The organism is Bradyrhizobium sp. AZCC 1693 (assembly GCF_036924745.1).
Classification (GTDB): domain Bacteria; phylum Pseudomonadota; class Alphaproteobacteria; order Rhizobiales; family Xanthobacteraceae; genus Bradyrhizobium.
Genome location: NZ_JAZHSD010000001.1, coordinates 6,542,464 through 6,568,906 on the forward strand (window position 1 = coordinate 6,542,464; position 26,443 = coordinate 6,568,906).

The window sequence follows — 26,443 nt, forward strand, 5'->3', positions numbered from 1 at the left end:
CGCCTCAAGAAAAACGCGTCAATCAAAAGCGACAAACTGACTGCGGAACCTCCGGGAGTGCAGGCCGTTTTCCCTGCATGGCAATGAAACACGTCTTTCTGATCTCATGCGTGTTGATGGTGGCTGCTGATGTGGCGGGCGCACAGGCGCCGCCTGGCCCCACGACGCCGCCGGCCCGGACCGCGCCGCCATCGCCGGACCGCGCCGCCGCCGCCAATTGCGCACCGATGCAACCGGCGCCGAATTCCGGCGCGACGGTTCCGGAGGGAAAACCCCAGGAAGGAACGACGACCGGCCAACGGGCCGAGCCGCTCGGCGACAAGCTGGCGCGCTCGGACGGCGTATTGTGTCCGCCGCCCGGCGTCGATCCCGAAATGCATGCGCCTGCGCCGGACGCGGGGAAGACGCCCGTGATTCCGCCGCCCGGCAGCCCCGGCGGCGACCCGTCAATCCGGCCGAAATAGCGCTATTTTGCAGATGCTTGGCCGGGCCGCCGGCTTTGCTTGACAGGCCCTTAACCCACTCCTTATATGCCGCGCGTTCGCGAATGCGGTATAGTGTGCCGCGGCGGTGAACCGTGGCGAGGTAGCTCAGCTGGTTAGAGCACGGGAATCATAATCCTGGGGTCGGGGGTTCGAGTCCCTCTCTCGCTACCACCAAGCGTACGATTTTCTACGCTACGATTCCCCACGCTCTGCTTCGATTTCCGCGCGCCTTCGCAGACGAGAGCCGTTTCTGTTCCGATGGAATCGGAACGGGGCTCTGGATTTTTGATTTGACGCGTTTTGTCCCCACTTCGCTGGAAAACGCTCTAGGATGGCCGATTGCTCTCCCTGCCGAATATGGCGACCTAATCAGGATTGAAAGAGGTAGCGTGGCAGTTCGCGCTCGAACTCGGGAAAGTAACGGGAGATCACGGTGATGTCGAAACGCCGCAGGATCGATCCTTGAGGTTCGCGATCAAGCAGGAATTGGAACGCCGCCTCGATGCAACCCTCGGGCGTGTGTGTGCCCATCGTCAGCCGTTCGCAAGTATCTCTTGCCATCGTGACGTGATGGCGAGTCTCGCCGTTTCCCACACGGACGATGACCTCGAATTCGAGGGGATCGCCTTCGCTCACTCGCTCGACCTTGATCACAGCCTGCCTTCACCGAAATCGGTTCAATTCGGTTGTCGTGGCAGATCCATCCTGACGCAAGGGCCGACGGTTCAAAGAAAGTTGTGAGGGCCGCCGCAAGTTCAGCGAGCGCCCCGGCGAACGGATGGAAGTGAGGCGAACGTGTGCTTCCTGGTGGAACTGCGAAGATCACGTTGGGAGCTATGCAGGATTTTCGGTGACGAGGCGATCAGTCGGCATGGCTTTCTGGCATTTGGATGCCCCTCCTTATCCACCTTGGGCTGGAAAGGAACTGGTGGCGCAGCAGATTGTTGAGCCCACTGTTGCCGCGAGCGTCTGAGCGCTCTCACAGAACTGACGGCGAGCTAAACGTGCCAGCGTCTAGACCGCGGTGAGGCGATGACAAAAGGCTATGGAAGCGCACATGGCTCGTGGAAATTTGGCTCGTGGAAATTTGGGTTTCAGTTGGCGCCGGGCGTCGATGATGGGCGGAACGACCGTCCTCGCGATTCCGGTGATCGCGAATATCGCGCAGGCAACGGTAAATTCTCCGGGCCAGGCTTCCTTCGTGGGCAGGCCGGCGACATTGATCGATCGGGTTGCCGGTACTGAAGATGGCAGTGGGCCCGGCGATTTCGCCGATCTCGCCGAAAAAGTTCAACCGACCGTGATTGGGGTGCGTTCCAAAGCGACTGCGACGCGCAGATTTGGTGCGCCTGAACAGCGCGCTCCGAAAGGGGAGATTCCAGGGGCGGATCCGGATGCGCCCGATCGAGGGAGGGCACCGATACTCGAACTGATCAATGCTGGATCAGGCTTCTTCATCTCTCCGGACGGTTATGCCGTGACCAGCAGTCACGTCGTGGAAGACAACGACACGGCCGAGATCCGGACCAGCGACGACAAGGCCTATTCGGCAAGAGTCATAGGAAGGGACTCGTGGAGTGATATCGCCTTGATCAAAGTCGACGGACGCACGGACTTCAGCTACGTGAAGCTCTCCGACCAGCCGCCGCGCGTGGGTGATTGGGTGCTTACCGCCGGGAATCCGCTTGCGGTCGGAGGTACCGTGACAGCCGGTATTATTTCAGCGCGCGAGCGCGACATCGAGGTTGGTTCAGGGAAGGATTTCATCCAAATCGATGCGGCAATCAACAGCGGCGATGCTGGCGGTCCGAGCTTCAATACCCGAGGCGACGTCATCGGTGTCAACAGCATGATCTTTTCACCCTCCCAAGGCTCAGTGGGCGTTGCTTTTGCGGTCCCCGCCGAAACGGTCAAGGCAGTGATACCGCAGTTGAAAGAAAAGGGCGCGGTCACGCGCGGATGGATCGGGACTAAAGTTCAATCGGTCACTCCTGAACTTGCCGACGGCCTCGGATTGAGCAATCTCCGCGGTGCGATCGTGGCAATGGTTCAAGACAATGGTCCCGCTGCGAAAGCCGGACTGAGAAGCGGAGACGTGATCACCTCGGTGGGTGGTGAGTCGGTCAAGAACGCCAACGAGTTGACCAGGAAAGTCGGTGCGATGGCGCCGGGCTCTTCGACCCAGTTCACGGTGCTTCGGCAAGGAAAAGAGAGCGCATTGAGCGTGACCTTGGGTCAGCAGCCGAATGAACCCAATGCGTCCGCGGCGAAACCAAGATAGCTGGCGTTCGGAGCAACTCGCGAAATCTCGCCGCGAGAAGTTCGAAGGAGCCGGACATGCTTGGTGACGCATACAGGTCCGAACAATGAAGATGGAGCGTCTTGATGTGTGACTACAGCCTGCATGCCGTCCAATCGCGTCCCGCAAGAGCGGGGGACGTGCTGCTAACGGGGGAATTCCCCAATACGGTGACGCGCGGGTTCTCCGCGGTCGGAGAGCCAGACATCGCTGTATGCCTCTTGCCAGGCACCGAACTTGCTTTCAGCGAGGACGCAGTATGCGATCACCCGTTCGCGAAGCTCTTCCCGCAAATGCGGTTTGGGAGCATCGGGGCGCGGCTCGCGCGTTTCCGTCAAGTCGATCGGGGACCCAATTCGCACCATGACGCGCTGGAATTTGCGAACGGCAAGATCGTGCTTCTGACAAAGCTGCGTCCCGGTCAAAGGGCAACGGTGCTGCAGCTTCCTGCACAGCGCGAGATCGACGGGAAGCCGTTGACGGCAGAGCAGAACCAGCGCTCGTCAGTATCCCGGAAGGACGGAGAGTTCGCCGGTCGGTCAACACCCGTGGCGAGCAGGCCGAATTCACGCACGACTCGGACGAAAGAGGCCGCCAACTGAGGTGGCCTCTTGGTCTTAGTCGTCAATCATATCGGGTGCTGGCCGAAATAGGCCACTCGCAAAACCAAAACAGGCCACTGGCAGAAGGGGCGGTATACCGCACCAACAAAAAAGCCCGCCGGCCGGTGCTTGTGTGAGGCACACAAGGGGGCGAAATACTCCGCAGTACCGTCCCCTAAAATCACTTAGTGGATTTTCGCCGTTTAGTCGAACAGTTCAGTGTGCGTGCCGGTTCGGGCAAGCTCCAACTCGTCTCCATCGTTACGATAGATCAGGCACCAATCCCCTTGGACGTGGCAGCCGCGATAGTTCTGCCAAGGTCCCTTGAGCGGATGGTCATCATCAATTGGGGAAAGACGTTCACCTTTCCGCAATTTATTGATGATCGCCTCCAGCTTGTTCATCCGGAATCCGCGCTTGGTGCAAGCGCGGAAATCCTTTTTGAACTGGCCTGTGTATCGGAGCGGCTTCATGCGCTCCGATGTTTGAACGAATTATTTCAATTCGTCAAAAAGTTGCCGAGTTGACCCGTGTACAACCTCCCCGCCGCCTCGCTCCAATTCCTCTAAAGCGGCCAAGGTCGTAGCGTTAGGTACGCATACGTCGAAGGGTAGTCCCTTACGAAACGCCACTTGGCGATAAAACATGCCAATGGCGTCGGACGCACTTATCCCTAACGCTGCGAAGATAGTTTCAGCTTTCGCTTTGATGGTCGGTTCGATGCGAGCGTTGATTGATGCTGTCTTTGCCATATGTCACCTATCCAGGTGTGCGTACGCGCTGTGGTCGTTGCGTTGTGGTACGCTGGTTATCTGTACGTTCAATGTAAACACGAATGCGGTACACCGCAACACGTTCCTCGGAGGCTGCGCAAATTTAATTAACGGGAAATTTAACTATTAAATTCAGCATCTTAGATGCTATAAGTCTGCCGGAACCTGTCAAAGAACCTGCCAGAGAAAAGTTCCGGATCGTCTCTTCGGGGGCGTATTTTGTAATGCAGTTGTGTGCCGTGCGACACACGGCTATCGGCCCTACTTAGGCCTTCCCGCCCTCGATTACCGTGAAATTGCGCTTTACCCGCACAGGCCGATTCGGCCCAAGCGAGAGGGTCGCGTCCAGCAATCGCCGATAGTCCAGACGCGGTCTGCCACGCCAAGAGCCACGCCTGGGGTGGTTCGCAGAGCTTCATGGACGCGGCAAAGATTGTAGTGAGCAACGTACAGGCTCACGGCTGCGGCGTGATGGTCCAGCTTCTTGAAAAGCGTTGGTGAGGCGCGCGAACCGCTTCTGGCTCATGCGGAGCTACGTTCTGGCGCGCAACGTGGCTGGTAGAGATGTTCGTCCGTATTCTCGCTGTCGCGCTTGCCTGCGGTAGGAGATGACCGCGAATGGGAACACGCCGAGAAACAAGAACGATTTCGATCTCGATTGCCGCCAGGCACCTATTCGCGGCGGCCGCTTTACGAAAACCAATTAGTTCATCGCTTGCAACAATTTCCGCGCTTCGCTCAACAAGGCCTGAATCCGCCTTCGCTCGACGATCGCGTCCTTGGTGAACAGGCCGTGCTTGCGCGCGTTCAGGTTTCCCATTGGGGCGCCGGACCCAGGTGCACTGCCATGCATGCGGCAGCGCTTTTTGCCGCGCACCGCCGGCGAGCTGCACGCGCCGCCGGAACGGATTTTGGCGCCGCAACGCGGGCTCGCGAGCATCGCTCCGGTGTTGCGGGCGTGATCGTTCATGCCTGTGCTTTCCGCTTGGCGGCCATCCGCGCAGCCGGCGCCGCGGACACCGGGCCTTTGTCCGAAACGATCACGCTCGCATGCTGCGTGACGTTGCCGACAATGGCCTTGCCGCCATCCCCGACCGACACGTTCTGCACGGTGATGGCAGGCTCGCCATGGCTCCGATAGCGGTTGAGCGCGTCGATCTGGGCGGGAAAGGTGCGGGCGAGCCTGCCCAATGCGCGCCCGGCGCTGTCTTGCTGACCGATGTCTTCCGCATTTGCGAGGTGATAGGCGCATCGCATCGCCATCAGATGAACGGAAACCATCTGCGCCACCAGCATGGCCTCGATGGAATCCCTGGGCCTGATGCTTTTCACCATTGAAATCATGAAGGCGAGGTTGACTTCGTCGGGCTTTGGTCCGTTCACGCTGGCCTTCACCAATTGCCGGAGGATGCCGTGCATCGCATCGCGATCGGCGACGCCCAATGCGTTCGCCAGGAGTTGCTCGCCAAGCTCAGGATCTGGATGATCGATGGAGAAGCCATGTGACGAGAGCTTTATCCGCGGCGTTGCGGCGGCCTTGGTTGGATCGGTTGCGGCTGTCGCCGTCGGCAAATTGAGGTCCGGAGCGGTGTTCATGTCGATATTTCCCAGGGATTTCTTCGGGCACGCGCCGGAAGCGCGCGTGGTTCGGCAACGCGCAGGCGATGGCTCGTTGCGGCGACTTTCAATTGTCAAAAGGATTTTGCGTGGAATCGCGACAAGGGGCGGCGTTACAGCAGGCCCATAGGTAGTCTGCGCGATGATGGAGTAGTGCCGCTGATTTGCCCGACGTGTCAAGTCTTCGCGGGATCGCTCAAGACATCATGCCAGCGATTATTGCTACTTTGCATGGGGTTGTTTTCTATATTTCGTCCACCGTCGCGATGCGGTCGAGCGTGCCGGTTTCGACCATGCGTGCGGCAGGATCGAGGCGTAATCGCAAGCCATCGCAGGGCCGTACACGGCTGAATCGCCTTTGCAATCCGGCCGGGCTTCGATCATAAAGGCGCCTGATCTTCAGCCGGCCGATTTCGCCATCCGGCGACAATAAAAGAGGGAGCAAGTCTCGTGGCATATTCCAATACGCAATTGTTCATCAACGGCAAATGGCGGCCGAGCCAATCGGGCAGGACCATCGCCGTGCTCAATCCGGCGACGGAGGAAACCATCGGCACCGTGGCCCATGCCGACCGCGCCGATCTCGACGAGGCGCTGGAAGCCGCCGCCAAGGGTTTCAAGGTCTGGCGGGCGGTGGCGCCGTTCGAGCGCTGCAGGATCATGCGCAAGGCGGCCCAAATCATGCGCGAGCGCAATGACGAGATCGCGCCGCTCATGACGATGGAGCAGGGCAAGACGCTGGCCGAGGCCAAGATGGAAGCCATGGCCGCCGCCGACGTCATCGAGTGGTTCGCCGAGGAAGCCAAGCGCGCCTATGGCCGCGTGATCCCGGCCCGCGGCCCCGGCATCTACCAGATCGCGGTCAAGGAGCCGGTCGGCCCGGTCGCGGCCTTCACGCCGTGGAATTTCCCGATCAACCAGGTCGTCCGCAAGCTCTCTGCGGCCCTTGCGGCCGGCTGCTCGATCATCGTCAAGGCGCCCGAGGAAACGCCGGCGTCGCCTGCGCAACTGATCAAGGCGTTCGTCGATGCGGGCGTGCCTGATGGCGTGGTCAATCTCGTTTACGGCGTGCCGTCGGAGATTTCGGAATATCTCATTCCGCATCCGGTGATCCGCAAGATCTCCTTCACCGGATCGACTGTCGTGGGCAAGCAGCTCTCGGCACTGGCGGGCCTGCACATGAAGCGCGCCACCATGGAGCTGGGCGGCCATGCGCCGGCCATCGTGTTCAAGGACGCGGACGTGACGTCGGCGGCGAAGATTCTGGCGGCGGCGAAGTACCGCAACGCCGGCCAAGTCTGCATTTCGCCGACGCGCATGCTGGTGCAGGACGACGTGTTCCGCGAATTCGTCGACAAGTTCGTCGAGGGCGCCAAGTCGATGAAAGTCGGCAACGGCATGGATCCCGATTCGAAGATGGGTTCGCTCGCCAATCCGCGCCGCGTCACCGCCATCGAAGGCATGGTGCAGGACGCCGTGGGCAAAGGAGCAAAACTCGAGACCGGCGGTCACCGTGTCGGCAACAAGGGTTACTTCTACGAGCCGACCGTGGTCAGCGACGTGCCGAAGGATGCGCGCGCGATGAACGAGGAGCCGTTCGGCCCGCTGGCGCTGATCTCCCGCTTCTCGACGTTCGACGAGGTGGCCGAGGAAGCCAACCGCTTGCCGTTTGGTCTCGCGTCCTACGCCTTCACCAGTTCGACCAAGACGGCGACCGCGATCGGCGCCGCCATCGAAGCCGGCATGGTCTCGATCAACAGCTTCGGTCTGGCTTTGCCTGAAGTGCCGTTCGGCGGCGTCAAGGATTCCGGCTATGGCTCGGAGGGCGGCACCGAGGCGATGGAAGGTTACTTCAACACCAAGTTCATCACCCAGACCGGGGTGTGAGCCAGATCGCGAAGCCAACGCGGTTTGCTTCGCTGACGTGACATGGCCCGACGCTCCACCGGAGCGCCGGGCTAATTTCGTACCGACCATGCCAGAAGCAGGATGACGAGCACGATCAGGCCTGCGGACAGGCTCTTCCAGAAAACGAGCGGATCGCGGTCGTAGAGCGAGCGTCGTGACGCGACGGCCGGCTTCGCCCACATCGCGCCGTTCTCGAGTTCGTGCGAGAACTCGATGACATCGCCGTAGCGTTGCGCCGGATCGACGTTGAGCGCCTTGCCGACCACCGCGTCGAGCCAGGCCGGCAGGTCGGGGCGATAGCGGGAGAGAGAAGCGGGCTTGCCGAAGCGGGGCCGCGAGAACGGCTCGATCTCGCCATAAGGGTAGGCGGCCGTGAACATCCGGTACACGGTGACGCCGAGCGCATAGAGATCGGAAAACTCGTCGCCGGTCCGCCCGCCGAACAGCTCCGGCGCCATATAGCTCGGCGTACCCGGAATATCCTCGGCCGGGAAATCCTCCAGCAGCGGTACGCGCGCAACGCCGAGGTCGACCAGCCGCAATCCGCCGGCCTTCAACAGGATCACGTTGTCGGGCTTGATGTCGCGATGGATGATGCCGGCCCGGTGCAAGGTCGCAACCGCGCGCGCCAGCTTGGTCGCGATCCCGATGCCTTCAGACAGCGAAAGCTGCGGCGAACGGTTGAGCCGCTGTTCCAGCGTCTCGCCTTCGTAAAGCGGCATCACCGAATAGAGGCGGGTCTGCCGTTCGGCAGGCAGCTCGACGATCTCTCCGATCCACAGGCTTCGCACGCGCGCCGCGACCCAGGCTTCGCGGACGAAGGCGAGGCGATAGGAGCCTTCGCTGGCCACGCGCGGATGCGGAAACTTCAGCACGAGTTCGCGGCCCTGCCGCTTGTCGATCGCCTTGAACAGCCGACTGTAGCGTCCGTCAGACAATATTTCGCCGAGCGTGAAATCGTCGATCACGTCGTCGGTTTCGGGCAGGTCCAAAATCGGAAGCGTCGCGATCGAGTGGGTGAGCTCGTCGCGGTCGGCGGGCGGCAGGTCGACGACGTCGAGCACCAGAGCGGTCATGTTGTCGCTGGAGCCGGCGTCCATCGCCGCGTCGACCAGTGCGCGGGCGGATTCCTCCGGCGAGGTGCGCTCGCTCAACAATAGCTGCAGACGGTGATCGGCCAGCACGCCATGCACACCGTCGCTGCAGATCAGGAGCCTGTCGTGCTGCCGCAGTCCGACGGTGGCGTAATCAAAGCGGGCAAAATCCTCGAAGCCGATCGCGCGGTTGAGCAGATGGGCGAGATCGCCGCGGCCGGCGATGTGGTCCGTGGTCAGCCGCTCCAGGCGTCCCTCGCTCAGGCGATAGGCGCGGGTGTCGCCGATGTGAATGATGTGGCACTGCCGCCGCGACAGGATGATCGAGGAGAAGGCGCAGCTCATGCCGCTGAGCAGCGGATCGGTGCGGCCTTGCGTGTAGATCCAGCTATTGGCGGCTTCCAGCGAACGTGAGGCCCGGCGGCGCACGCCGAGCGTTTCGGGAAGCGAATAATAGGCGTCGATGAAGCAACGAACCGCGAGTTCGGCGGCTTCGCGCCCGCCCTTGTGTCCGCCGACACCGTCGGCGACCGCGGCGACAATGTCGCGGTTGCTCACGCCGGACCGGCCGAGGCAGGTCGCGACGTAGTCCTCATTGGCGGACCGCTTGCCGGTCTCGCTGACGAAGCCGACGCGAACCCCGAGATTTCGTTGCGAACCGATCGTCACCCGCGAGACCTGCCGAGCCTTTTGTTAGCACGCGTTTTCTTTACGCGAACCGGTAGCCACTTCGCTCGAAAACGCTATGGGTGCGTCGGTCTTTAGACCCGTGCTCCCGATGCGGCGCCCCATGTGGTGCGCCAGCGCACCTTGACCATGGCAAGTCCCAGGAAGCCAAGCAACGCCAGCAGGCCGAAAAATAGGAAACCGGCGCCGAATCCGCCGGTCATTCCCTTGGCGACGCCGAGCGCCTTGGCCAGGAAGAAGCCGCCGATGCCGCCGGCGCAGCCGACCATGCCGGTCATCATGCCGATCTCGTGACGGAAGCGAAGCGGAATGAGCTGGAACACCGCGCCATTGCCCATGCCGAGCGCGAGCACGCCGATCGAGAACAGCAGCACCGACACCCACGCAATGCGCGGCATCTGGGTGAGAGACCAACCGCCAGGCGTCGATGCGGCCGGCCCTTCCGGCATGAAGGCGATGACGAGGTACGCCGCCACGACGACGCCAAACAATATCGACAACGAACGGATGCCGCCGATGCGATCGGCGATCAGGCCACCGACCGGCCGGAAGCCCGAGCCGAAAGCGACGATCAGGCCCACCAGCAGGCCCGCCGCGACGCCGGACACATGATACTGCACGGTGAAATACAGCGGCAACGCGTTGGCCAGCCCGACAAAACCGCCGAAGGTAATGAAGTAGAAGAACATGAACCAGCGGCTGTCGGGATCGCGCAGCAAGGTGCCATAGGCCTTCAGCGAAATCGGCTTCCGCTCTCCGGGCGCATCCTTGGCGGCGAAAACGTAGTAGGCGAGGATCAACAGCATCGGAACGAGCAGCACGCCGAACACGGCCTGCCAGCCCCAATGTTCGGCGATCGACGGTGCGAACAGCGTGTCGAGCACGACACCCATATTGCCGGCGCCGGCGATCCCCATCACCACGCCCTGATATTGCGGCGGATACCAACGGCTTGCCTGCGGCAGCGCCACTGCGAACGACGCGCCACCGATGCCCAGCGCGAGACCGAAGACCTCGATCGCAAGTTTGCTGTTGAGGCCGAAGTACCAAACCCAGGCCGTTGCAATGATGACGACGATCTGCGCGATGATTCCGGTCCGCTTGGCGCCGATGATGTCGGCGAGGATGCCCATCGGAACCCGCAGCAGCGCGCCGGCCAGCACCGGGATGGCAACGAGGGTGAACTTCTCGTCGACGGCAAGGTTCATGTCTCGCGCGATGTAGACGATCAACGGACCAAGCGCGACCCAAGCCATGAAGCTTATGTCGAAGTAGAGGAAGGCGGCGAGCAGCGTCGGCCAGTGGCCAGCCTTCTTGAATTCAGCAAACTTCATCGAGCAGCCTCGAACATCGGCGCGTGACACCGCGCAAGCGCGGTGATCTCGGCACAAAGGGTTTGAATTTTGGAAAGCGAGAGGTCGTCTCTTCGTTGAGACACACTCTGGTGTCGCAACGTCAGCAATTCGTGTGCCAGAAAAACGAACGCGCCACTTTGCGTGTATTTGCAGTGCCTTGCTGCGGGAGGACGACCGGCCGCGAAGGCGGTCGCTGCTCTGTTTGTTGGCAAAAACAGCCGCTCGAACGCGCATTTTGGTGTTTTATTATGCGGCGCCGGTTATCAGCGGCAAAGCGCTCCCGAAAGGCCGCCTGTCCGTACCTTGACATTTTCGCGGGCAAATGAGCGCCCGCGCATGGCTAAGCATTGGTGCTGTGCACAATGGATAGCCCGAGTGGATGATTTTTTGGGCATTCCGCCGCGCCCAGGTGGGGCCAATTCAACGATTTACCGGCTGAAGCCGTGCGTTGGGGCGGAAAATTACGGGTCTGGTGTTGGCACGTCTCTTGAATATGAGAAATCCTCGATCGTCATAGTCGACGATTATCTGCCCGCCGATGGGCAATCCCAATCAATCAATACTTTTTGCCAATCGACGATGCAGATCTGCGTCGCCGCGTCTGACCATCGGAACCCGGATTAGAAGGCAGAGCATGCTCGAGAAAGTAATCAAGCAAAAGTTGGTGGTGATCGGCAACGGCATGGCCGGCATCCGCACGGTCGAGGTGCTGCTGGACCGCGCGCCCGATCTCTATGACATCACCGTCTTCGGTTCCGAGCCATACGGCAACTACAACCGAATTCTGCTGTCGCCCGTGCTCGCCGGCGAGAAGACCGTCAACGACATCATGCTCAACACGGAGCAGTGGTACGAGGATAACGGCATTACGCTGCGCAAGGGTGAAATGATCGAGATGATCGATCGGCGTACCTGCGAAGTCGTCACCGCGGAAGGTGCGCGGGTGCCTTACGATCGCCTGCTGATCGCCACCGGTTCGAACCCGATCATGTTGCCGCTTCCGGGCAAGGACCTCCCGGGCGTCATCGGCTTTCGCGACATTCAGGACGTCGAGCGCATGGTTCATGCCTCGACCAGCTACAAGAACGCCGTCGTGATCGGCGGCGGTCTGCTCGGCCTCGAAGCCGCCAACGGATTGATGAAGCGTGGCATGAACGTCACCGTCGTGCATCTGCTCGACACGCTGATGGAGCGTCAGCTCGATCAGGTCGCGGGCGGATTGCTGCGCAAGTCGCTCGAAGAGCGCGGCATGGTGTTCAAGATGCCCGCGCAGACCGAAGCAATTCTGGGCGAAGACCGCGTTACCGGCGTGCGCTTTGCCGACGGCGAGGAGATCCCCGCGAATCTCGTCGTGATGGCGGTCGGCATCCGCCCGAATGTCGAGCTGGCGCGCAAGGCAGGCCTTTACTGTGAGCGCGGCATCGTCGTCTCCGACACCATGCAGACCTACGACGGACGAATCTATGCGGTCGGCGAATGCGTGCAGCATCGTCGCCAGACCTACGGCCTCGTGGCTCCCTTGTTCGACCAGGCCAAGGTTTGCGCCAACCATCTCGCGATGAAGGGTTTTGCCACCTACGACGGCTCGGTCGTTTCGACCAAACTGAAGGTGACCGGGATCGACCTGTTCTCCGCCGGCGACTTCGCGCCGGGCGCGGACAAGGAAGAGATCGTCATGCAGGACGCTTCCCGCGGCGTCTACAAGCGGATCATTCTGCGCGACAAGAAAATCATCGGCGCCGTACTCTATGGCGATACCATCGACGGCCCGTGGTACTTCCAGCATCTGCGCGACGGCACCGACGTTTCGCAAATGCGCGAGCGGCTGGTGTTCGGCGCCGCCAATCTCGGCGATGGCGGCCATAGCGGCAAGAACTCGGTCGCCGCCATGAGCGATGACGCGGAAATCTGCGGGTGCAACGGCGTCTGCAAGGGGGCGATCGTCAAGGCGATCAGCGAAAAGAAGCTGTTCACGATCGACGACGTGCGGGCCCACACCAAGGCCTCGTCGTCCTGCGGTTCATGTACCGGACTGGTCGAGCAGGTGCTCGCCTTCACGCTCGGCGGTGACTATTCGGCGGCGCCGAAGGTGAAGCCGATGTGCGCGTGCACCGATCACAGCCATGATGACGCGCGCCGGGTCATCATCGAGAACGGATTGAAGACCATCCCCGACGTCATGAGGTTCATGGACTGGAAGACGCCGAACGGGTGCCACTCCTGCCGGCCCGCCCTGAACTATTACCTGCTCGCGACCTGGCCCGGCGAGTATCGCGACGATCAGCAGTCGCGCTACATCAATGAACGCGTCCACGCCAATATCCAGAAGGACGGAACCTATTCGGTCGTGCCTCGGATGTGGGGCGGCGTCACGACGCCGGATGAATTGCGCGCCATCGCCGACGTCGCGGACAAGTTCAAGATTCCGACCGTCAAGGTGACCGGCGGACAGCGCATCGATCTTCTCGGCGTGAAAAAGGAGGATCTGCCCGCGGTCTGGGCCGACCTCAATGATGCGGGGATGGTGTCGGGCCACGCCTATGCCAAGGGATTGCGCACGGTGAAGACCTGTGTCGGTTCGGAATGGTGCCGTTTCGGCACGCAGGATTCTACCGGTCTCGGCATCAAGCTCGAGAAATTCCTGTGGGGTTCGTGGACGCCGGCCAAGGTGAAGCTCGCCGTATCCGGTTGTCCGCGCAACTGCGCGGAGGCGACCTGCAAGGATGTCGGCGTCGTCTGCGTCGATTCCGGGTTCGAGATCCATTTCGCCGGCGCCGCCGGTCTTCATATCAAGGGAACCGAGTTCCTGGGCAAGGTAGCGACCGAGGAAGAGACGCTCGAAATAATCGCCGCGTTGACACAGCTCTATCGCGAGCAGGGCTGGTACCTCGAACGCATGTACAAGTGGTGCGATCGGGTCGGCCTCGACGCCATCCGCAAGCAGGTGGTCGACGATGTCGCCAATCGCAAAGCCCTGTTCAGCCGCTTCGCCTATTCGCAGCAATTCTCGCAAAGCGATCCCTGGGCGGCGCGCGCCAAGCGCGGCGTCGATCGCAACGAATTCACCCCGCTCGCGGAGCTGGAACTCGCATGAGCAACTGGATTGAAATCGGGGCGCTGAACGATATTCCCGTTCTCGGCTCGCGCGTCGTGCGGACGGCGTCCGGAGACATTGCGGTGTTCCGGACCGCCGATGACGAGGTGTTCGCGCTCGACGATCGCTGTCCGCATAAGGGCGGACCGCTGTCGCAAGGCATCGTCCACAACAAGCGCGTCACCTGTCCGCTGCACAATTTCGTCATTGAGCTCAAGAGCGGTACGGCGGTCGCTCCCGACCAGGGATGTACGCGCGCGCATCCGACCAAGGTGGAGAACAACACTGTCTGGCTTTGCGTCCAGACGGCGGCGGCTGTGCCCGCCGAGTGAGGGTGATCGCCCGTGCCAGTGAAGACAAGCTGTCCGTATTGCGGCGTCGGCTGCGGCGTCATCGCTGACAGGGATGCCGCGGGCGCCGTTACCGTCCGCGGCGATCCGCTGCATCCCGCCAATTTCGGGCGGCTGTGCGCGAAAGGCTCGGCGCTGGCCGAGACCATCGGCCTTGAGGGGCGGCTGCTGGCTCCCGTCGTCAACGGGCAGGAAACGAGCTGGGATGCGGCACTCGATCATGTCGCGGACGGATTTGCCAGGATAGTCCGCGAGCACGGTCCGGATTCGGTCGCTTTCTATGTCTCCGGCCAGATTCTCACCGAGGACTATTACGTCATCAACAAGCTCGCCAAAGGCTTCATCGGCACCGCCAACATCGACACCAATTCCCGGCTGTGCATGGCGTCGAGCGTGGCGGGTCACAAGCGTGCGTTCGGCAGCGACACCGTTCCGGGCTGCTATGAGGATCTCGAAACGGCCGATCTTCTGGTCCTCGTCGGCTCCAATGCCGCCTGGTGTCATCCCATCCTTTACCAGCGCATGGTGGCCGCCAAGGCCAACAATCCGGCGTGCCGCATCGTCGTCATCGATCCGCGGCGGACTGCGACATGTGAAGGCGCCGATCTGCACCTGCCGCTTCGTTCGGGCAGCGATTCGGTGCTGTTCAACGGGTTGCTCGCACATCTCGCGTCGCGCGCTGTCATCGACAGCGCGTTCGTGGATGGATCCACCACCGGCGCCGAAGCCGCGCTGCAACAGGTCGCCGGCCAGACGGTTGCGCAGACCGCCGACATCTGCGGCCTGGCCGAGGGCGCGGTGGCGTTGTTCTTCGACTGGTTCGCCAGAACCGAGCGGGTCGTCACTCTTTATTCGCAGGGCGTCAATCAGTCGAGCAGCGGCGTCGACAAGGTCAATGCGATCATCAACTGTCATTTGTTGACCGGCCGCATAGGCCAGCCCGGCATGGGGCCGTTCTCGCTGACCGGACAACCCAACGCGATGGGCGGCCGGGAAGTCGGCGGGCTGGCCAATCAACTTGCCGCCCACATGGAGATCGAAAACCCGAAACACCGCGACATCGTCCAGCGCTTCTGGCAGTCGCCAATCATCGCGGACAAGCAGGGCCTCAAGGCCGTCGACATGTTCGACGCGATCGCCGATCAGCGCATCAAGGCGGTCTGGGTCATGTCCACCAATCCGCTGGTCAGCCTGCCGGATGCCGATCGCGTGCGCCGCGCGCTCGATGCATGCGAACTCGTCGTCGTCTCCGATTGCATGCGCCATACCGACACCACGCGTCATGCTCATGTATTGCTGCCTGCGCTTACCTGGGGCGAAAAGGACGGCACGGTTACCAACTCCGAACGGCGCATCTCCCGGCAGCGGCGGTTCCTGCCGGCGCCCGGCGCTGCAAGGGCCGATTGGCAGACGGTCTGCGACGTCGCTCGGCGCATGGGCTTTTCGGGGTTCGACTACCCCAACGCTGCCGCGATCTTCCGCGAGCATGCGAGGCTCTCCAGTTTCGAGAATGAAGGGACCCGCGATTTCGATCTGTCCGCCCTGAATACGCTCGACGATCGCGCCTACGACGCACTTACCCCGATCCAGTGGCCGGTGACGCGCGAATATCCGACCGGCACGCCGCGGATGTTCGAAACCGCAAAATTCTTCACCGCAGACCGCAAGGCGCGTTTCGTGCCGGTGACGCCGCGTGCCGCCGTGAACGCGACCAGCCGGGACTATCCGCTGGTGCTCAATACCGGGCGGATCCGCGATCAATGGCACACCATGACGCGGACGGGAAAATCGGCGCGGCTGCTGGCTCACATGTTCGAGCCTGGCGCCGAATTCCATCCCGACGATGCACGCATGGCCGGCGTCGAGAATGGCGGGCTCGCGCGGCTGACCAGCCCTTGGGGCGAGATGGTGGCGCGCGTTGTCGTCACTGCCGAACAGCGGCGCGGCTGCGTGTTCGTGCCGATGCACTGGAACGGCGAGTATGCCGGCGACGGCCGGGTCAATGCGCTGGTCAATCCAGCGACCGATCCGATCTCCGGGCAGCCGGAGTCCAAGCACACGCCGGTCAAGGCGGCAGCTTACTTGCCGAAATGGCATGCCTTCATTCTTAGCCGCCAGGAGATCGAGCGTCCCAAGGCGGGCTACTGGGTCGGCGGGCTTTCAGGGACTTGCTGGCGGATGGAACTCGCTGGTGATGAGCGGCCGCCGAGCTGGCGCGATTGGGCGCGGGCGCAGCTCCGCGTCGGATATGACGATATCGAGTGGATCGCCTATCGCGATCCGAAGGCCGGCCGTTTCCGCTACGCGGCCGTTCGCGACGGCCGGCTGGAAGGTTGCGTGTTTATCGCGCCCGATCACAAGCTGGTCTCGCGGTCATGGCTATCAGGACTGTTCGCAGAGCAGGCATTGTCGGCGAATGCTCGGATGTCGCTGCTGACAGGGCAGCCGCTCGATGCGGCCCAGGATGTCGGACCGATCGTCTGCTCATGCTTCGGCGTCGGACAGCACCAGATCTCGGCCGAAATCCAGAAGGGCGCGGCCAGCGTCGAGGACGTCGGCCGGTGCCTGAAGGCCGGCACCAATTGCGGCGCCTGCAAGCCGGAGATCGGCAAGTTGCTGCGCGGCGCGGCCGTGCGGGATTCGCAGCCCGCGTGAGCGGTTAATTCCTGATCGCGTAAAGCGGCGTTCGCAGCGTTAGCTGATACGACGGCTTCGGCGTCCATGCGATCTGCGCCGTGATGCCGAACAGCCGATTGTCGTTGTCATCCATGCGGTCGAGGTCGAGCCGCACGATCGGCTGCGTGAAGGCGGGAAACGGCGTCAGGTTCAGAAGCTGCGCGCCGCCGAAGTGCTGCACACCGAAGCGGCCGGTGAGCTTCCAGTTGTTGTCCCACTGATAATAGCCGCCGGCATAGCCCAGGACATCGGGGCTGACGCGAGCAAGCGGGGTATCGACCAGGACTCTCGTGTATTGCATCCCCGCGAGCAGCCCGCGCGTTTCATCCGCGTTCAGCGCGTAATCCGCCTCGAGGATGGTGTTGTAGGATGTCGTTGCCAACGGCGCGTCCGAAATCGATCGCGTCGCGTTGGATTGAACGGTGATGGTCGGAAACATGCCGCCGTTCTGCTGATAGAGGTCGGCCTGGAATCCGACGGTAAAGGCGTAGATCGAGAAATTCGTCCAGGGATCAGTGCCCGCCTGCGACGTGGCCCCGCTGACGCCGCCGTAGACCGAGAGCCGATCGTTGACATCGACAGTCAAGGGCAGGTCGACCGAGAGGCTTTGGCTGGACGGCGAGGTGAGGGTTCGGAGCGAGGAAAGGTTCGAAAGCCTCGACAACAAAGGCGGCGTGCTGAATCCGATCGAGAGCGAACCGGCCGGCAGCGTCGAGTAGATCGTTCTCATATCGAGATAGAAGTTCGGCAGAGCCGGTTTTGCCTTGGCCGCGTCCTCCTCACCGTCGCCATCGTCTTTTCCAAGCGCTGCGCCGGAAAGGCAGAACGACAGCAGCACGCCGAGCGCGATGCTTCGCGCTCGTCCGATCTGCGGACGGTGAGGCGCGGTGGTCCTGGTTAAACTCGTGCTCAATCGACGACGCCTCTTGGCTGGCCGAGATGAGCAGCTGTCAACGACGAATACAAGAACCAGCCGCTGCATGGGGTTCGATCCCATCGCGGGTGTTGCGCGTTTGCGCCGCCCTATCGTGAAGCCGGAACTCCGTTCGATCGGTTGAGGGCCGAAAAAAGCAGCGCGGCGACGGTGCCGGACAGCAGCGAAGCCGCGAGGACGCCGAGCCGGACCTGCTTCAGCACCGCCTCGTCGTCGAACGCCAGCGTGCCGATGAAGAGGCTCATGGTGAAGCCGATGCCGGTCAGGATGGCCATGGCATAGAGTTTTCCTGCCGTTGTGCCTTCCGGCATTGCAGCCAGGCCCAGCCTGATCGCAACCAGCGATGCGCCGAACACCCCGATCTGCTTGCCGACGAAAAGCCCTGCGATAATGCCAAGCGTTATCGGCTCCGCCAGCTTTGACAGGGTCAATCCGTGAAGCGATACGCCGGCATTCGCGAAGGCGAAAATCGGCACGATGGCGAAAATCACCCACGGTCTGAGCGCGTGTTCGGCCTCTTCGAGCAGGCTGTGCCCGTCGCGTCTGGTGAGCGGCATCGCGAGACCGACGGCGACGCCGGCCAGCGTCGCATGCACGCCGGATTTGAGCACGCAGACCCAGGTGAATAGCCCGGCGATGAGATAGAACGACGGTCTGCGCACATCGAGCAGATTGAGAACCGCGAGCGCCGCGACGCCGAGCCCGCCGAGCGCCAGCGCCAGAACCGAAAGGTCGGCGGTGTAGAATATCGCGATGACGATGATAGCCATGAGGTCGTCGATGATCGCGAGCGCCAATAGAAAGGTTTTCAGCGAGGCCGGCACCTTGCGTCCCAGCATGGCGCAGACGCCGAGCGCAAAGGCGATGTCGGTCGCTGCCGGTATGGCCCAGCCGCGCAACGCATGGGTGTCGCCCCAGTTCACCGCGGCAAAGATTGCCGCTGGCGTGACAAAGCCGCCGAATGCGGCGATCACGGGCAATGCCGCCTTCTTTGGGCCCGCCAGCGCGCCCTCGATCGTCTCGCGCTTGATCTCGAGCCCGACCAGCAGGAAGAACACCGCCATCAAACCGTCATTGATCCAGTGATCGACGGTCTTGCTCAGTCCGATCGATCCGATCCGGACTTCGCCGGTCGTCCGCAACAGCGCTTCGTAGGTCGGCCCGAACGGGGAGTTTGCGACGACGAGAGCCGCGATGGCGGCGAGGCCGAGAACGATGCCGCCATAGAGGCCCGTGTTGTCGGGATCCTCGGATGCTGGAACCTTGTCCGTCATCGGCCGCCTTTGCCGGCCGCCTCGATCGCCACCGACAGCGCGAGTTTCGTTTCCTTCACGATGTCCTCGACCAGTTCTTCCCGGCTGACATGGGCAACCTGGCCGGTGAGCAATCCCTGTTCGGCGAGCATGACGACGCCGTGCAGCGAGGCCCAAACCTTCAGGGCGCTACGCTCGCGCAACAGCCCCACGGCGGGGGCCTCCAGCGCCTCCACCAGGAGTTCGAAGGTCTCCATCGCCGCACTGTGCAGCTCGCTGCCTTTCGGTGCGCATGCCATGGTTCGCGACGCGAACATCAGGCGATAGATGCCGTTGCGGCGCAATCCGAAATCAAGCGTGAGCTGCGCGAAGCGCGACAGCTTCGATTGCTTCGACGGCTTTCCGATCGCCGTGCGCATCATCGCGCTGAATTGGCGGAACGCTTCGGCCGTCACCGCCGTTAGCAGCGTTTCGCGATCGGCAAAATGCTTGTACGGCGCCGGCTGCGAGACGCCGAGTTTCTTGGCAAGCGCGCTGATGCTGATCGCCTCGGGGCCGCCGAGCTCGACTTCGTGCAACGCGGCCTGAACCAGGGCATCGCGGAGATCCCCATGGTGATAGGCGTTGAGCGCTTTGCGTGCGGGTCGAGGTGGCATTTGAATGTCATGCTCTATAACTTTTGACTTGACAGCACAACGGCGAAGCGAATGTAATACGATATAACTTCGCGGTGAGCCGGCGGGTCTGCGCCGTTGCGCCGAAGGAAGACCGCGCGAGACAATGCGCGCCACAAAAGGGGAAACGCTGCTATGGCTGGAAAGCTGAAAATCCGCGTCGACCAGGACAAATGTCAGGGCCACGCGCGCTGCAAGTCACTGGCACCCGAACTGTTCGACCTCGACGAATTCGGCAACGCGCACGAAGTCGGCGACGGGTCCGTCCCCGAGGGCCTGGAAGACAAGGCCTGGCTTGCCCAGAGCAACTGTCCCGAGATCGCGATCGAAGTGACCGAGGAATAATCCAGTCCCGAGATCGACGTAGCCCACCTGGATCTGAACGAACCAAGCAGAGGAATTGCTCCGATGTCCGATTCCGCCAGCATCATGCCCGAACATCCCCCGGTCACCGACTGGGTCAACGATTTCGACCACACCGATCCGAACTGGACGGAAAATCCATTTCCGATCTGGGAAAAATTGCGCGCGGCTTCGCCCGTCGTTCACACCGAGCGCTTCCTCGGCTGCTACATGCCGACCACCTATCAGGCGGTAAAGGAAATCTCCTACGATACCGACAACTTTTCTTCCCGGCGCGTCATCGTGCGCGACGTTCGCCCGGAAATCACGGCGCGGGCGCCGCCGATCACCTCCGATCCGCCCGAACACAAGCCTGCCAAGCAATTGCTGTTGCCGCCGTTCACGCCGGACGCGATGAAGAAGCTGGAGCCGCGGGTTCGCGCCATCTGCAACGAGCTGATAGACGAGTTCATTGCCGACGGCAAATGCGACGCCGCCGCGCGCTATACCAAGCATGTTCCGGTCCGCGCCATTGCGCACATGCTCGGGATTCCCGAGAAGGACGGCGATCTCTTCATCAAATGGATTCACGGCATCCTCGAACTCGGCATCAAGGATGACAACGCGCTGATGGAAGCGGTGAGAGAGATGACCGGCTATTTCGCCGGCCATATCGAGCATCGCAAGAAGCATCCGACCGACGACCTGATCTCGACGCTGATGAACGCGAAGGACAAGGACGGAAACCCGCTGGCGGATGAGCACGTGCTGGGTTCGCTGCGGCTGCTTCTGATCGCCGGCATCGACACCACCTGGAGCGCGATCGGCTCTTCGCTCTGGCATCTGGCGAAGACGCCGTCGGACCGCGAGCGGCTTGTGGCGGAGCCCGAGCTGATGCCGCTGGCGGTCGAGGAACTGCTGCGCGCCTATTCGCCGGTGACGATGGCGCGCGAGGTGATGAAGGAGACGACCATCAGCGGTTGCCCGGTCAAGCCCGGCAACATGGTGCTGCTGTCGTTCCCGGCCGCCAACCGCGATCCCTCCATGTTCCCCGAAGCCGACAAGGTGGTGATCGACCGCAAGGAAAATCGCCACGCCGCGTTCGGCCTCGGCATTCACCGCTGCGTCGGCTCCAACCTCGCCCGGATGGAAATGACGGTTGCGATCGAGGAATGGCTGAAGCGGATTCCGGATTTCAGGCTCGATCCGGCCGGCAAGGTCACATGGTCGGAAGGCACCGTGCGCGGCCCGCGTCAGTTGCCCATGCTGTTCGGCAAGGCGAACTGACGCGCTGGCGGGTGCAGCGGAGGAGGGCCGACTGTCTCGGCCCTCCTTTTGCGTTCTGCGGTTACTTGACCTCGATCGTCGCGTTGCTTGCGACTCTGTCTTCGGTACGGAGCTGGTGATCGACGGCGGCAGATCGATCCGCGAACGGTGGGATCAAGAAGAACAAGAGGCGGGGAGAATTTACCGCCGATAAACAGACGGGAGGTCGTCATGAGCCGTATCTTTGGTGCAGTCTGCCAGAACGGATATATCGTGCGGGATATCCGCGCCGCCATGGATCACTGGGTCAATGTGATGGGTGTCGGGCCCTGGTACTATATCGACAAGGTCAAGACCGATTACTTCCGCCACCGTGGCCAGGACTCCGCCATGGAGATGAGCGTGGCGCTCGCCAATTCCGGCGATCTTCAGATCGAGCTGATCCAGCAGCGCAACGACGCGCCCTCGATGTACAAGGAGTTTCTCGATTCCGGCCGCGAAGGCTTGCAGCACATGTCGTACTGGACCCGTGATTATCAGGCCCTCTATGACCGCGCGCTGTCGCTTGGCTACAGGATCGGACATGAAGGCCAAATCGGCGGCGAGAAGGGCCGCTTCGCTTATTTCGATACGCAAGCCCATCCCGGCACCGTGGTCGAGATCTCAGACATCAGCGGCAGCAAGGGGAGTTTCTTCGAGCACATCCGCAAGGTCGCCGCCGGCTGGGACGGCTCCGATCCCATCCGCCAAGTCGGCGGACGCTGAGCGATGCGCGCCCCGGCTACTGTGAAGTAAGTTACGGCCTGAGCGCGGAAGCGTCCGCGATGACGGCAAGAAGAAACAGCGACGTAAGGAATACGAATGGCAAGAATTCCCCTGATCGACCCGGCGGCAACCAGCGGCGACATGCGCGCGTCCTTTGACAGGATGCCGGTCGTGCTGAACATCTTCAAAATGATGGCGCATGCCGAGGCCAATTTCATTCCGGCGATGCGGTTCGCCAATTCAATCCTGCACCGCCAGAAGCTAAGCCACGTCAATCGCGAACTGCTGATCCTCCAGGTCGCGCAGTGGGAGCATGGTGTCTATGAGTGGCGGCAGCATGTTCCGATCGCGCTTGGCGTCGGTGTCACGCAAAAACAGATCGACTGCATCGAGCAAGGCAAATACGAGGACGCCGCCTTCAATGCCGCCGAAAAGGCGCTGCTGGCGTTCGGCCGGGAAGTCATCGAGAACGTGCGCGTTGCCGCACCGGTCTTCGCCGCAATGCGCCAGCATTTCAGCGAGCAGGAGATCGTCGAATCGATCCTCGCGATCGGGTTCTACATGACGATGGCGCGCTTGACGGAGGCAACCGAGGTTGACCTCGACCCTGCCGCCGGTATGACCGTCTTCGAGGGCAGCAAGAAGCGGTCGGGCTGATGCCGCACATTGACCCCGCCGCCGGTTGCAGCGATCATCGGGTTCAAGGGCAACGATGGCGCGGAGGGTGCAATGACGGGTGAGCCGGGGACGGGCGGTCCGCGACCGTTACGCGAGATCGCGAGCTACCACGCCCATATCTACTACGATCCGGCGACGACGCGGGCCGAGGCCGAGCAGTTGCGCGCCTGGATCGGCGAGCGCTTCTCGGTCACGCTCGGGCGCTGGCACGACGTCAAGGTCGGCCCGCACGACCAGGCCATGTACCAGGTGGCCTTCGCCCGGGAGGTATTCCCGGAGCTGGTGCCCTGGCTGATGCTCAATCATGGCAAATTGAGCGTTTTGGTCCACCCGAACACCACCAACCCGCGCCGGGACCATCTCGCCGATCCGATCTGGATCGGGCCGGTACTCGCCGTGCACGCCGACAAGCTGCCGGAGCACGCCGAGATGGAAGAGGCGCCCGCGCCGAATACCAATCCGGTTCTGCGGCCCTGAGCGGGGCCTCGCCTTTGGAATCCCGGCCGGGTTTACCATTACATGGCTTGAATCCGTGGATTTGGCCGGTCATGATGGCGGCGAGCGCTTGTCTCGATTATGCCTTACTTTGATTTGCATTATGGTGGGACTTATTCGGTGAATCCATTAGGAATCAGACGTGATTCCGAAGCGCCGAGCCGGGGACGGATGGATAGAAAGACGACCAGCGCAGCCGGGCTTGCTTCGAGCCGCCGTACCCGATTGTGCCGTGAGGCGGCATTCGGCGCAGCGGCGTTCGCCACGGCGCTGGGACTGGCCGCCTGGGTAATCGATTTCGACCTGGCCGCCTGGATCAATCCCGCATCCGCGAATGTCGGCAGCACGCCCTCGTTCGACGAGCGCTTCGGTCCGGGCTCGGTGCGCCGTTCGCTGGCCATCAATTACCCCTGGCGTCCCGCCGCCCGTTCGAATTTCGATGCGGAGTTCGGGCACATCGAAAGCCAGTTGGGCGGACAATCGCGTGAGGAGCAGAACGTTCAGCCCGAGCCGCCCGCCCCGACGGTCGAGGCGGCAATCCCGCTGCCACGAGCCCGGCCGGTCCTGGCCAATCTTCAGTCGATGAGGGGCGATCCGCCGCCGGTTTCGTCTGATAACCGCACCATGTTCGAGAAGCTCGCCGATCTGGTGCCGATGCGCTTCTCGCTGGCGTCGCTGACGCCGGGGGACGGGTTGCTCGGCGAGCGAAAGGATCTGACGGCGCTGGGCTACGACGGTCAGACGGCGGTCTACGACATTTCGGCCCGCGCCGTTTACCTGCCGAACGGCACCAAGCTGGAGGCGCATTCCGGTCTCGGCAGCCTGATGGACGATCCCGCGCGTGTCGACCAGCGTATGGTCGGCGCGACGCCGCCGAACGTCTACGACCTCAAGCCGCGTGAAAAACTGTTTCATGGTGTCGCGGCGCTGCGCATGACTCCCGTGGGCGAAAACGAAATGCACGGGCGAACGGGCCTGCTGGTGCACAGCTATCTGCTCGGCCCCAACGGCGATTCGAACGGCTGCGTCTCGATCAAGGACTATGACAGGTTCCTGGCGGCGTATCAGAACGGCGACGTCAAGCGCCTTGTCGTGGTGCCGAGCCTGCGCGAAGGCCTCACTGCGTCGCGGCGCTCACCGTCCCCGTCATGAGCGCAGTCGCAGGCGATGCCGCCGATTCCGACACACCGCTGCGTGCGGTATTCAAGATCAACCTGAACGGCAAGACGGTGTCGATCGGGACCGTTGGTCAGGCCTATCGTTTCATAACCAACCTCAGCTCGGTCGAATGGATCGAATTCCGCGCGCTGCATGCCGATGCCGTGCACGCGCTGCAGGGCGCCGCTGATAACGCGATGCTGACCGTGCAGGCGACCAACGCCCTGCGTGCGCTGTTCGTCCGCGCGAAGCTGTTGTGAGGCCCCATGCCCCGAAGCGGCAGCGAAATTGAAGACGACCGCCTGATCCGCGAATTGCTGCAGAACTGGGCGATCTGGCGCGATGCCGGCGACTGGGAGCGTTTCCGCACCGTCTGGCATCCCGACGGCCGCATGATGGCGACCTGGACACAGGGCACCGGCGACGAGTTCATCGAAATCAGCAAGCAGGCCTGGGCCAAGGGCGTCAGCATCCTGCATTTCCTCGGTGGCATCTCGGTCGACCTCGCCGGAGACCGCGCCATCTCGCAGACCAAGATGACGATCTCGCAGCGCGCCGAGGTCGAGGGCGTGTTGTGCGACGTGCTCTGCACGGGACGATTCTACGACTTCCTTGAAAAGCGCGAGGGGCGCTGGGGCATCGTGCTGCGGCAGCCGATCTATGAGAAGGATCGCATGGACCCCGTCACGCCAGGTACCGCGCCCGTTCTCGACAGGGCGCTGCTCGTGCAGTTTCCGCCCGGCTACCGGCACCTCGCTTATCTGCAGACCCGCATCGGTTACACGGTGAAGCGCGATATGCCCGGCCTGAAGGGGCCTGAAGTCGAGGCCTTGTACGCGCGCGGAGCGGCTTGGCTGCAGGGCAAGCCGCTTAGCTCTCTTTAGCTGATCTCCCTGCGAACGGCGGCGGCTGCGTCGCACATCGCCTTCAGTTTTCCGAACGCGACTTGGCGCGGCATGTATTTCATGCCGCAATCGGGGGCGACGACAAGGCGGTGCGCGGCGACGTGCTTGAGCCCGTTGCGGATCCGGTCGGCCACGACATCGGCGGATTCGATCTCGGGATTGCCGAGGTCGAGCACGCCGAGCATGATCTTCTTCGACGATAAATCCTTGAGCACGCCGAGATCGAGCTTCGGCTGCGCCGCCTCGATCGAAATCTGCTCGGCGCTGGTGTCGGCGAGTTCGGCGAGGAAGGAATAGCCGGCCGGCTTGGTCGAGCCGGGCACGACAGCGGCATAGCCGAAGCACAGATGCACCACGGTCGGCACCGTGATGCCCTCGAGCGCGCGATTGATCGCCTTCACCGCATAGCGGCGCGCCAAATCTGGATTGTTGCGTACCCAGGGCTCGTCGAGCTGGATCACGTCGGCGCCGGCCTTTTGCAGGTCGAGCGCTTCGGCGTTGACGGCGGCGGCGAACGCCATCGCCAGTTCCTCGTCATCCTCATAGAATTCGTTCTTGGCCTGCTGGCTCATCGTGAACGGGCCGGGCAGCGTGATCTTGGCCGCGCGATCGGTATTCTGGCGCAGGAACTCCATGTCGTGCAGCTCGACCGGCCCGCGGCGCTTCACCGGGCCGACCACGCGCGGCACCGGCGTCTGGTGCCCGCTGCGCGACGTAATCATCGCCGGATTTTCGTCGTCGATGCCTTCGAGCGCCGTCGCGAAACGGTTGGAGTAGCTCTCGCGGCGGATTTCACCGTCGGTCACGATGTCGATGCCGGCCCGCTCCATGTCCCTGATCGCGACGATGGTGGCGTCGTCCTGCGCTTCCTGCAGGTGCTCGGCCGGAAGCCGCCACATCGCATGCATGCGCGTGCGCGGCACCACCTTCGACAGCATCGCGCGATCGACCAGCCATTCCGGCTGCGGGTAGCTGCCGACAACAGTGGTCGGCAGCAGGTGCTTCGGCAGGTTCATGAGTATCTCCTTGCTCT

At 62.4% G+C, this 26,443-nt stretch carries 27 protein-coding genes and 1 tRNA gene; 17 read left to right on the forward strand and 11 right to left on the reverse strand.

From position 1 onward, the window contains the following. Nucleotides 1-77: 77 nt before the first annotated feature. Together V1293_RS31150 and V1293_RS31155 are read left to right on the forward strand one after the other, a co-directional pair. On the forward strand, nt 78-464 hold the full coding sequence (locus tag V1293_RS31150) for a hypothetical protein (RefSeq protein WP_334514964.1): 387 nt from the start codon (nt 78-80) through the stop codon (nt 462-464). Between the two features lie 115 nt (nt 465-579). After that, nucleotides 580-656: transfer RNA gene (locus tag V1293_RS31155), tRNA-Met, on the forward strand. A 198-nt stretch (nt 657-854) separates the two neighbouring features. Here V1293_RS31155 and V1293_RS31160 read toward each other — a convergent pair. Next, nucleotides 855-1,139: a hypothetical protein gene (locus V1293_RS31160; RefSeq protein WP_334514966.1), complete on the reverse strand. Its 285-nt coding sequence runs from the start codon at nt 1,137-1,139 to the stop codon at nt 855-857. Nucleotides 1,140-1,542: 403 nt separating this feature from the next. Here V1293_RS31160 and V1293_RS31165 point away from each other — a divergent pair, with 403 nt between their 5' ends. Both V1293_RS31165 and V1293_RS31170 read left to right on the forward strand, forming a co-directional pair. Continuing rightward, a complete protein-coding gene (locus V1293_RS31165; protein ID WP_334514968.1) occupies nt 1,543-2,766 on the forward strand; it encodes a S1C family serine protease in 1,224 nt (407 codons plus the stop codon). 104 nt (nt 2,767-2,870) lie between these two features. Continuing rightward, nucleotides 2,871-3,386 (forward strand): hypothetical protein, encoded by a 516-nt coding sequence (locus tag V1293_RS31170; RefSeq protein ID WP_334514970.1) that lies wholly within the window; start codon nt 2,871-2,873, stop codon nt 3,384-3,386. Between the two features lie 203 nt (nt 3,387-3,589). Here V1293_RS31170 and V1293_RS31175 read toward each other — a convergent pair whose 3' ends face one another. From V1293_RS31175 to V1293_RS31185, 4 genes are all read right to left on the reverse strand, one after another. Next, nucleotides 3,590-3,859 carry a type II toxin-antitoxin system YafQ family toxin gene (locus V1293_RS31175; protein WP_334514971.1) on the reverse strand — a complete coding sequence of 90 codons (270 nt, stop codon included), beginning with the start codon at nt 3,857-3,859 and terminating at the stop codon, nt 3,590-3,592. Nucleotides 3,860-3,880: 21 nt separating this feature from the next. Further along, nucleotides 3,881-4,138: a type II toxin-antitoxin system RelB/DinJ family antitoxin gene (locus V1293_RS36255; RefSeq protein WP_442894310.1), complete on the reverse strand. Its 258-nt coding sequence runs from the start codon at nt 4,136-4,138 to the stop codon at nt 3,881-3,883. A gap of 724 nt (nt 4,139-4,862) precedes the next feature. Further along, nucleotides 4,863-5,129, reverse strand: coding sequence for an HGGxSTG domain-containing protein (locus V1293_RS31180; protein ID WP_334514973.1), 267 nt, complete (start codon nt 5,127-5,129; stop codon nt 4,863-4,865). After that, complete coding sequence (locus V1293_RS31185) at nt 5,126-5,755, reverse strand: hypothetical protein (RefSeq protein ID WP_334514975.1); 630 nt, start codon at nt 5,753-5,755, stop codon at nt 5,126-5,128. Before V1293_RS31185 ends, V1293_RS31180 begins: the two co-directional genes overlap by 4 nt. Nucleotides 5,756-6,226: 471 nt before the next feature. Here V1293_RS31185 and V1293_RS31190 point away from each other — a divergent pair, with 471 nt between their 5' ends. After that, the gene (locus tag V1293_RS31190) at nt 6,227-7,663 is read left to right on the forward strand and encodes an NAD-dependent succinate-semialdehyde dehydrogenase (protein WP_334514977.1); all 1,437 of its coding nucleotides are present in this window, start codon (nt 6,227-6,229) and stop codon (nt 7,661-7,663) included. A 71-nt stretch (nt 7,664-7,734) separates the two neighbouring features. On the opposite strand, the gene V1293_RS31195 is transcribed toward V1293_RS31190, so the two are convergent. Both V1293_RS31195 and V1293_RS31200 read right to left on the reverse strand, forming a co-directional pair. Beyond that, entirely contained in the window at nt 7,735-9,447 is a 1,713-nt protein-coding gene (locus V1293_RS31195) for a protein kinase domain-containing protein (protein WP_334514979.1), read from the reverse strand. Nucleotides 9,448-9,539: 92 nt separating this feature from the next. After that, complete coding sequence (locus V1293_RS31200; RefSeq protein ID WP_334514981.1) at nt 9,540-10,799, reverse strand: MFS transporter; 1,260 nt, start codon at nt 10,797-10,799, stop codon at nt 9,540-9,542. Between the two features lie 396 nt (nt 10,800-11,195). Between V1293_RS31200 and V1293_RS31205 the strand changes: the two genes are divergently transcribed. The 4 genes from V1293_RS31205 to V1293_RS31220 are packed head-to-tail and all read left to right on the forward strand — an operon-like array spanning nt 11,196 to nt 16,919. Continuing rightward, nucleotides 11,196-11,444: a hypothetical protein gene (locus tag V1293_RS31205; RefSeq protein ID WP_334514984.1), complete on the forward strand. Its 249-nt coding sequence runs from the start codon at nt 11,196-11,198 to the stop codon at nt 11,442-11,444. A gap of 10 nt (nt 11,445-11,454) precedes the next feature. Then, nucleotides 11,455-13,914 carry a nitrite reductase large subunit NirB gene (gene nirB / locus V1293_RS31210; protein WP_334514986.1) on the forward strand — a complete coding sequence of 820 codons (2,460 nt, stop codon included), beginning with the start codon at nt 11,455-11,457 and terminating at the stop codon, nt 13,912-13,914. Further along, the gene (gene nirD, locus V1293_RS31215) at nt 13,911-14,246 is read left to right on the forward strand and encodes a nitrite reductase small subunit NirD (protein ID WP_334514988.1); all 336 of its coding nucleotides are present in this window, start codon (nt 13,911-13,913) and stop codon (nt 14,244-14,246) included. The genes nirB and nirD overlap by 4 nt, the downstream gene beginning before the upstream one ends. 12 nt (nt 14,247-14,258) lie before the next feature. Further along, nucleotides 14,259-16,919: a nitrate reductase gene (locus tag V1293_RS31220; protein ID WP_334514990.1), complete on the forward strand. Its 2,661-nt coding sequence runs from the start codon at nt 14,259-14,261 to the stop codon at nt 16,917-16,919. A gap of 4 nt (nt 16,920-16,923) precedes the next feature. Here V1293_RS31220 and V1293_RS31225 read toward each other — a convergent pair whose 3' ends face one another. The 3 genes from V1293_RS31225 to V1293_RS31235 form a co-directional block, all read right to left on the reverse strand. Then, nucleotides 16,924-17,853: a hypothetical protein gene (locus V1293_RS31225; protein ID WP_334514992.1), complete on the reverse strand. Its 930-nt coding sequence runs from the start codon at nt 17,851-17,853 to the stop codon at nt 16,924-16,926. A gap of 110 nt (nt 17,854-17,963) precedes the next feature. Continuing rightward, complete coding sequence (nhaA, locus tag V1293_RS31230) at nt 17,964-19,148, reverse strand: Na+/H+ antiporter NhaA (protein WP_334514994.1); 1,185 nt, start codon at nt 19,146-19,148, stop codon at nt 17,964-17,966. Next, nucleotides 19,145-19,783, reverse strand: a complete 639-nt coding sequence (locus tag V1293_RS31235; protein ID WP_334514995.1) for a TetR/AcrR family transcriptional regulator — start codon at nt 19,781-19,783, stop codon at nt 19,145-19,147. Before V1293_RS31235 ends, nhaA begins: the two co-directional genes overlap by 4 nt. A gap of 153 nt (nt 19,784-19,936) precedes the next feature. Between V1293_RS31235 and V1293_RS31240 the strand changes: the two genes are divergently transcribed. The 8 genes from V1293_RS31240 (at nt 19,937) to V1293_RS31275 (ending at nt 25,389) form a co-directional block, all read left to right on the forward strand. Then, nucleotides 19,937-20,146 carry a ferredoxin gene (locus V1293_RS31240; RefSeq protein WP_065753306.1) on the forward strand — a complete coding sequence of 70 codons (210 nt, stop codon included), beginning with the start codon at nt 19,937-19,939 and terminating at the stop codon, nt 20,144-20,146. A gap of 63 nt (nt 20,147-20,209) precedes the next feature. After that, nucleotides 20,210-21,430, forward strand: coding sequence for a cytochrome P450 (locus V1293_RS31245; RefSeq protein ID WP_334514999.1), 1,221 nt, complete (start codon nt 20,210-20,212; stop codon nt 21,428-21,430). Between the two features lie 210 nt (nt 21,431-21,640). Further along, nucleotides 21,641-22,174: a VOC family protein gene (locus tag V1293_RS31250; RefSeq protein ID WP_334515002.1), complete on the forward strand. Its 534-nt coding sequence runs from the start codon at nt 21,641-21,643 to the stop codon at nt 22,172-22,174. A 96-nt stretch (nt 22,175-22,270) separates the two neighbouring features. Next, nucleotides 22,271-22,831: a carboxymuconolactone decarboxylase family protein gene (locus V1293_RS31255; RefSeq protein ID WP_334515003.1), complete on the forward strand. Its 561-nt coding sequence runs from the start codon at nt 22,271-22,273 to the stop codon at nt 22,829-22,831. A 72-nt stretch (nt 22,832-22,903) separates the two neighbouring features. Beyond that, complete coding sequence (locus tag V1293_RS31260; protein ID WP_334516997.1) at nt 22,904-23,329, forward strand: DOPA 4,5-dioxygenase family protein; 426 nt, start codon at nt 22,904-22,906, stop codon at nt 23,327-23,329. A 189-nt stretch (nt 23,330-23,518) separates the two neighbouring features. Then, a complete protein-coding gene (locus V1293_RS31265) occupies nt 23,519-24,499 on the forward strand; it encodes a DUF2778 domain-containing protein (protein ID WP_334515005.1) in 981 nt (326 codons plus the stop codon). After that, nucleotides 24,496-24,765, forward strand: a complete 270-nt coding sequence (locus V1293_RS31270) for a hypothetical protein (RefSeq protein ID WP_334515007.1) — start codon at nt 24,496-24,498, stop codon at nt 24,763-24,765. Before V1293_RS31265 ends, V1293_RS31270 begins: the two co-directional genes overlap by 4 nt. A 6-nt stretch (nt 24,766-24,771) precedes the next feature. Then, nucleotides 24,772-25,389 (forward strand): nuclear transport factor 2 family protein, encoded by a 618-nt coding sequence (locus V1293_RS31275; RefSeq protein WP_334515008.1) that lies wholly within the window; start codon nt 24,772-24,774, stop codon nt 25,387-25,389. On the opposite strand, the gene V1293_RS31280 is transcribed toward V1293_RS31275, so the two are convergent. After that, nucleotides 25,386-26,426 carry a uroporphyrinogen decarboxylase family protein gene (locus tag V1293_RS31280; protein WP_334515009.1) on the reverse strand — a complete coding sequence of 347 codons (1,041 nt, stop codon included), beginning with the start codon at nt 26,424-26,426 and terminating at the stop codon, nt 25,386-25,388. The genes V1293_RS31275 and V1293_RS31280 overlap by 4 nt on opposite strands. Nucleotides 26,427-26,443: the final 17 nt, after the last annotated feature.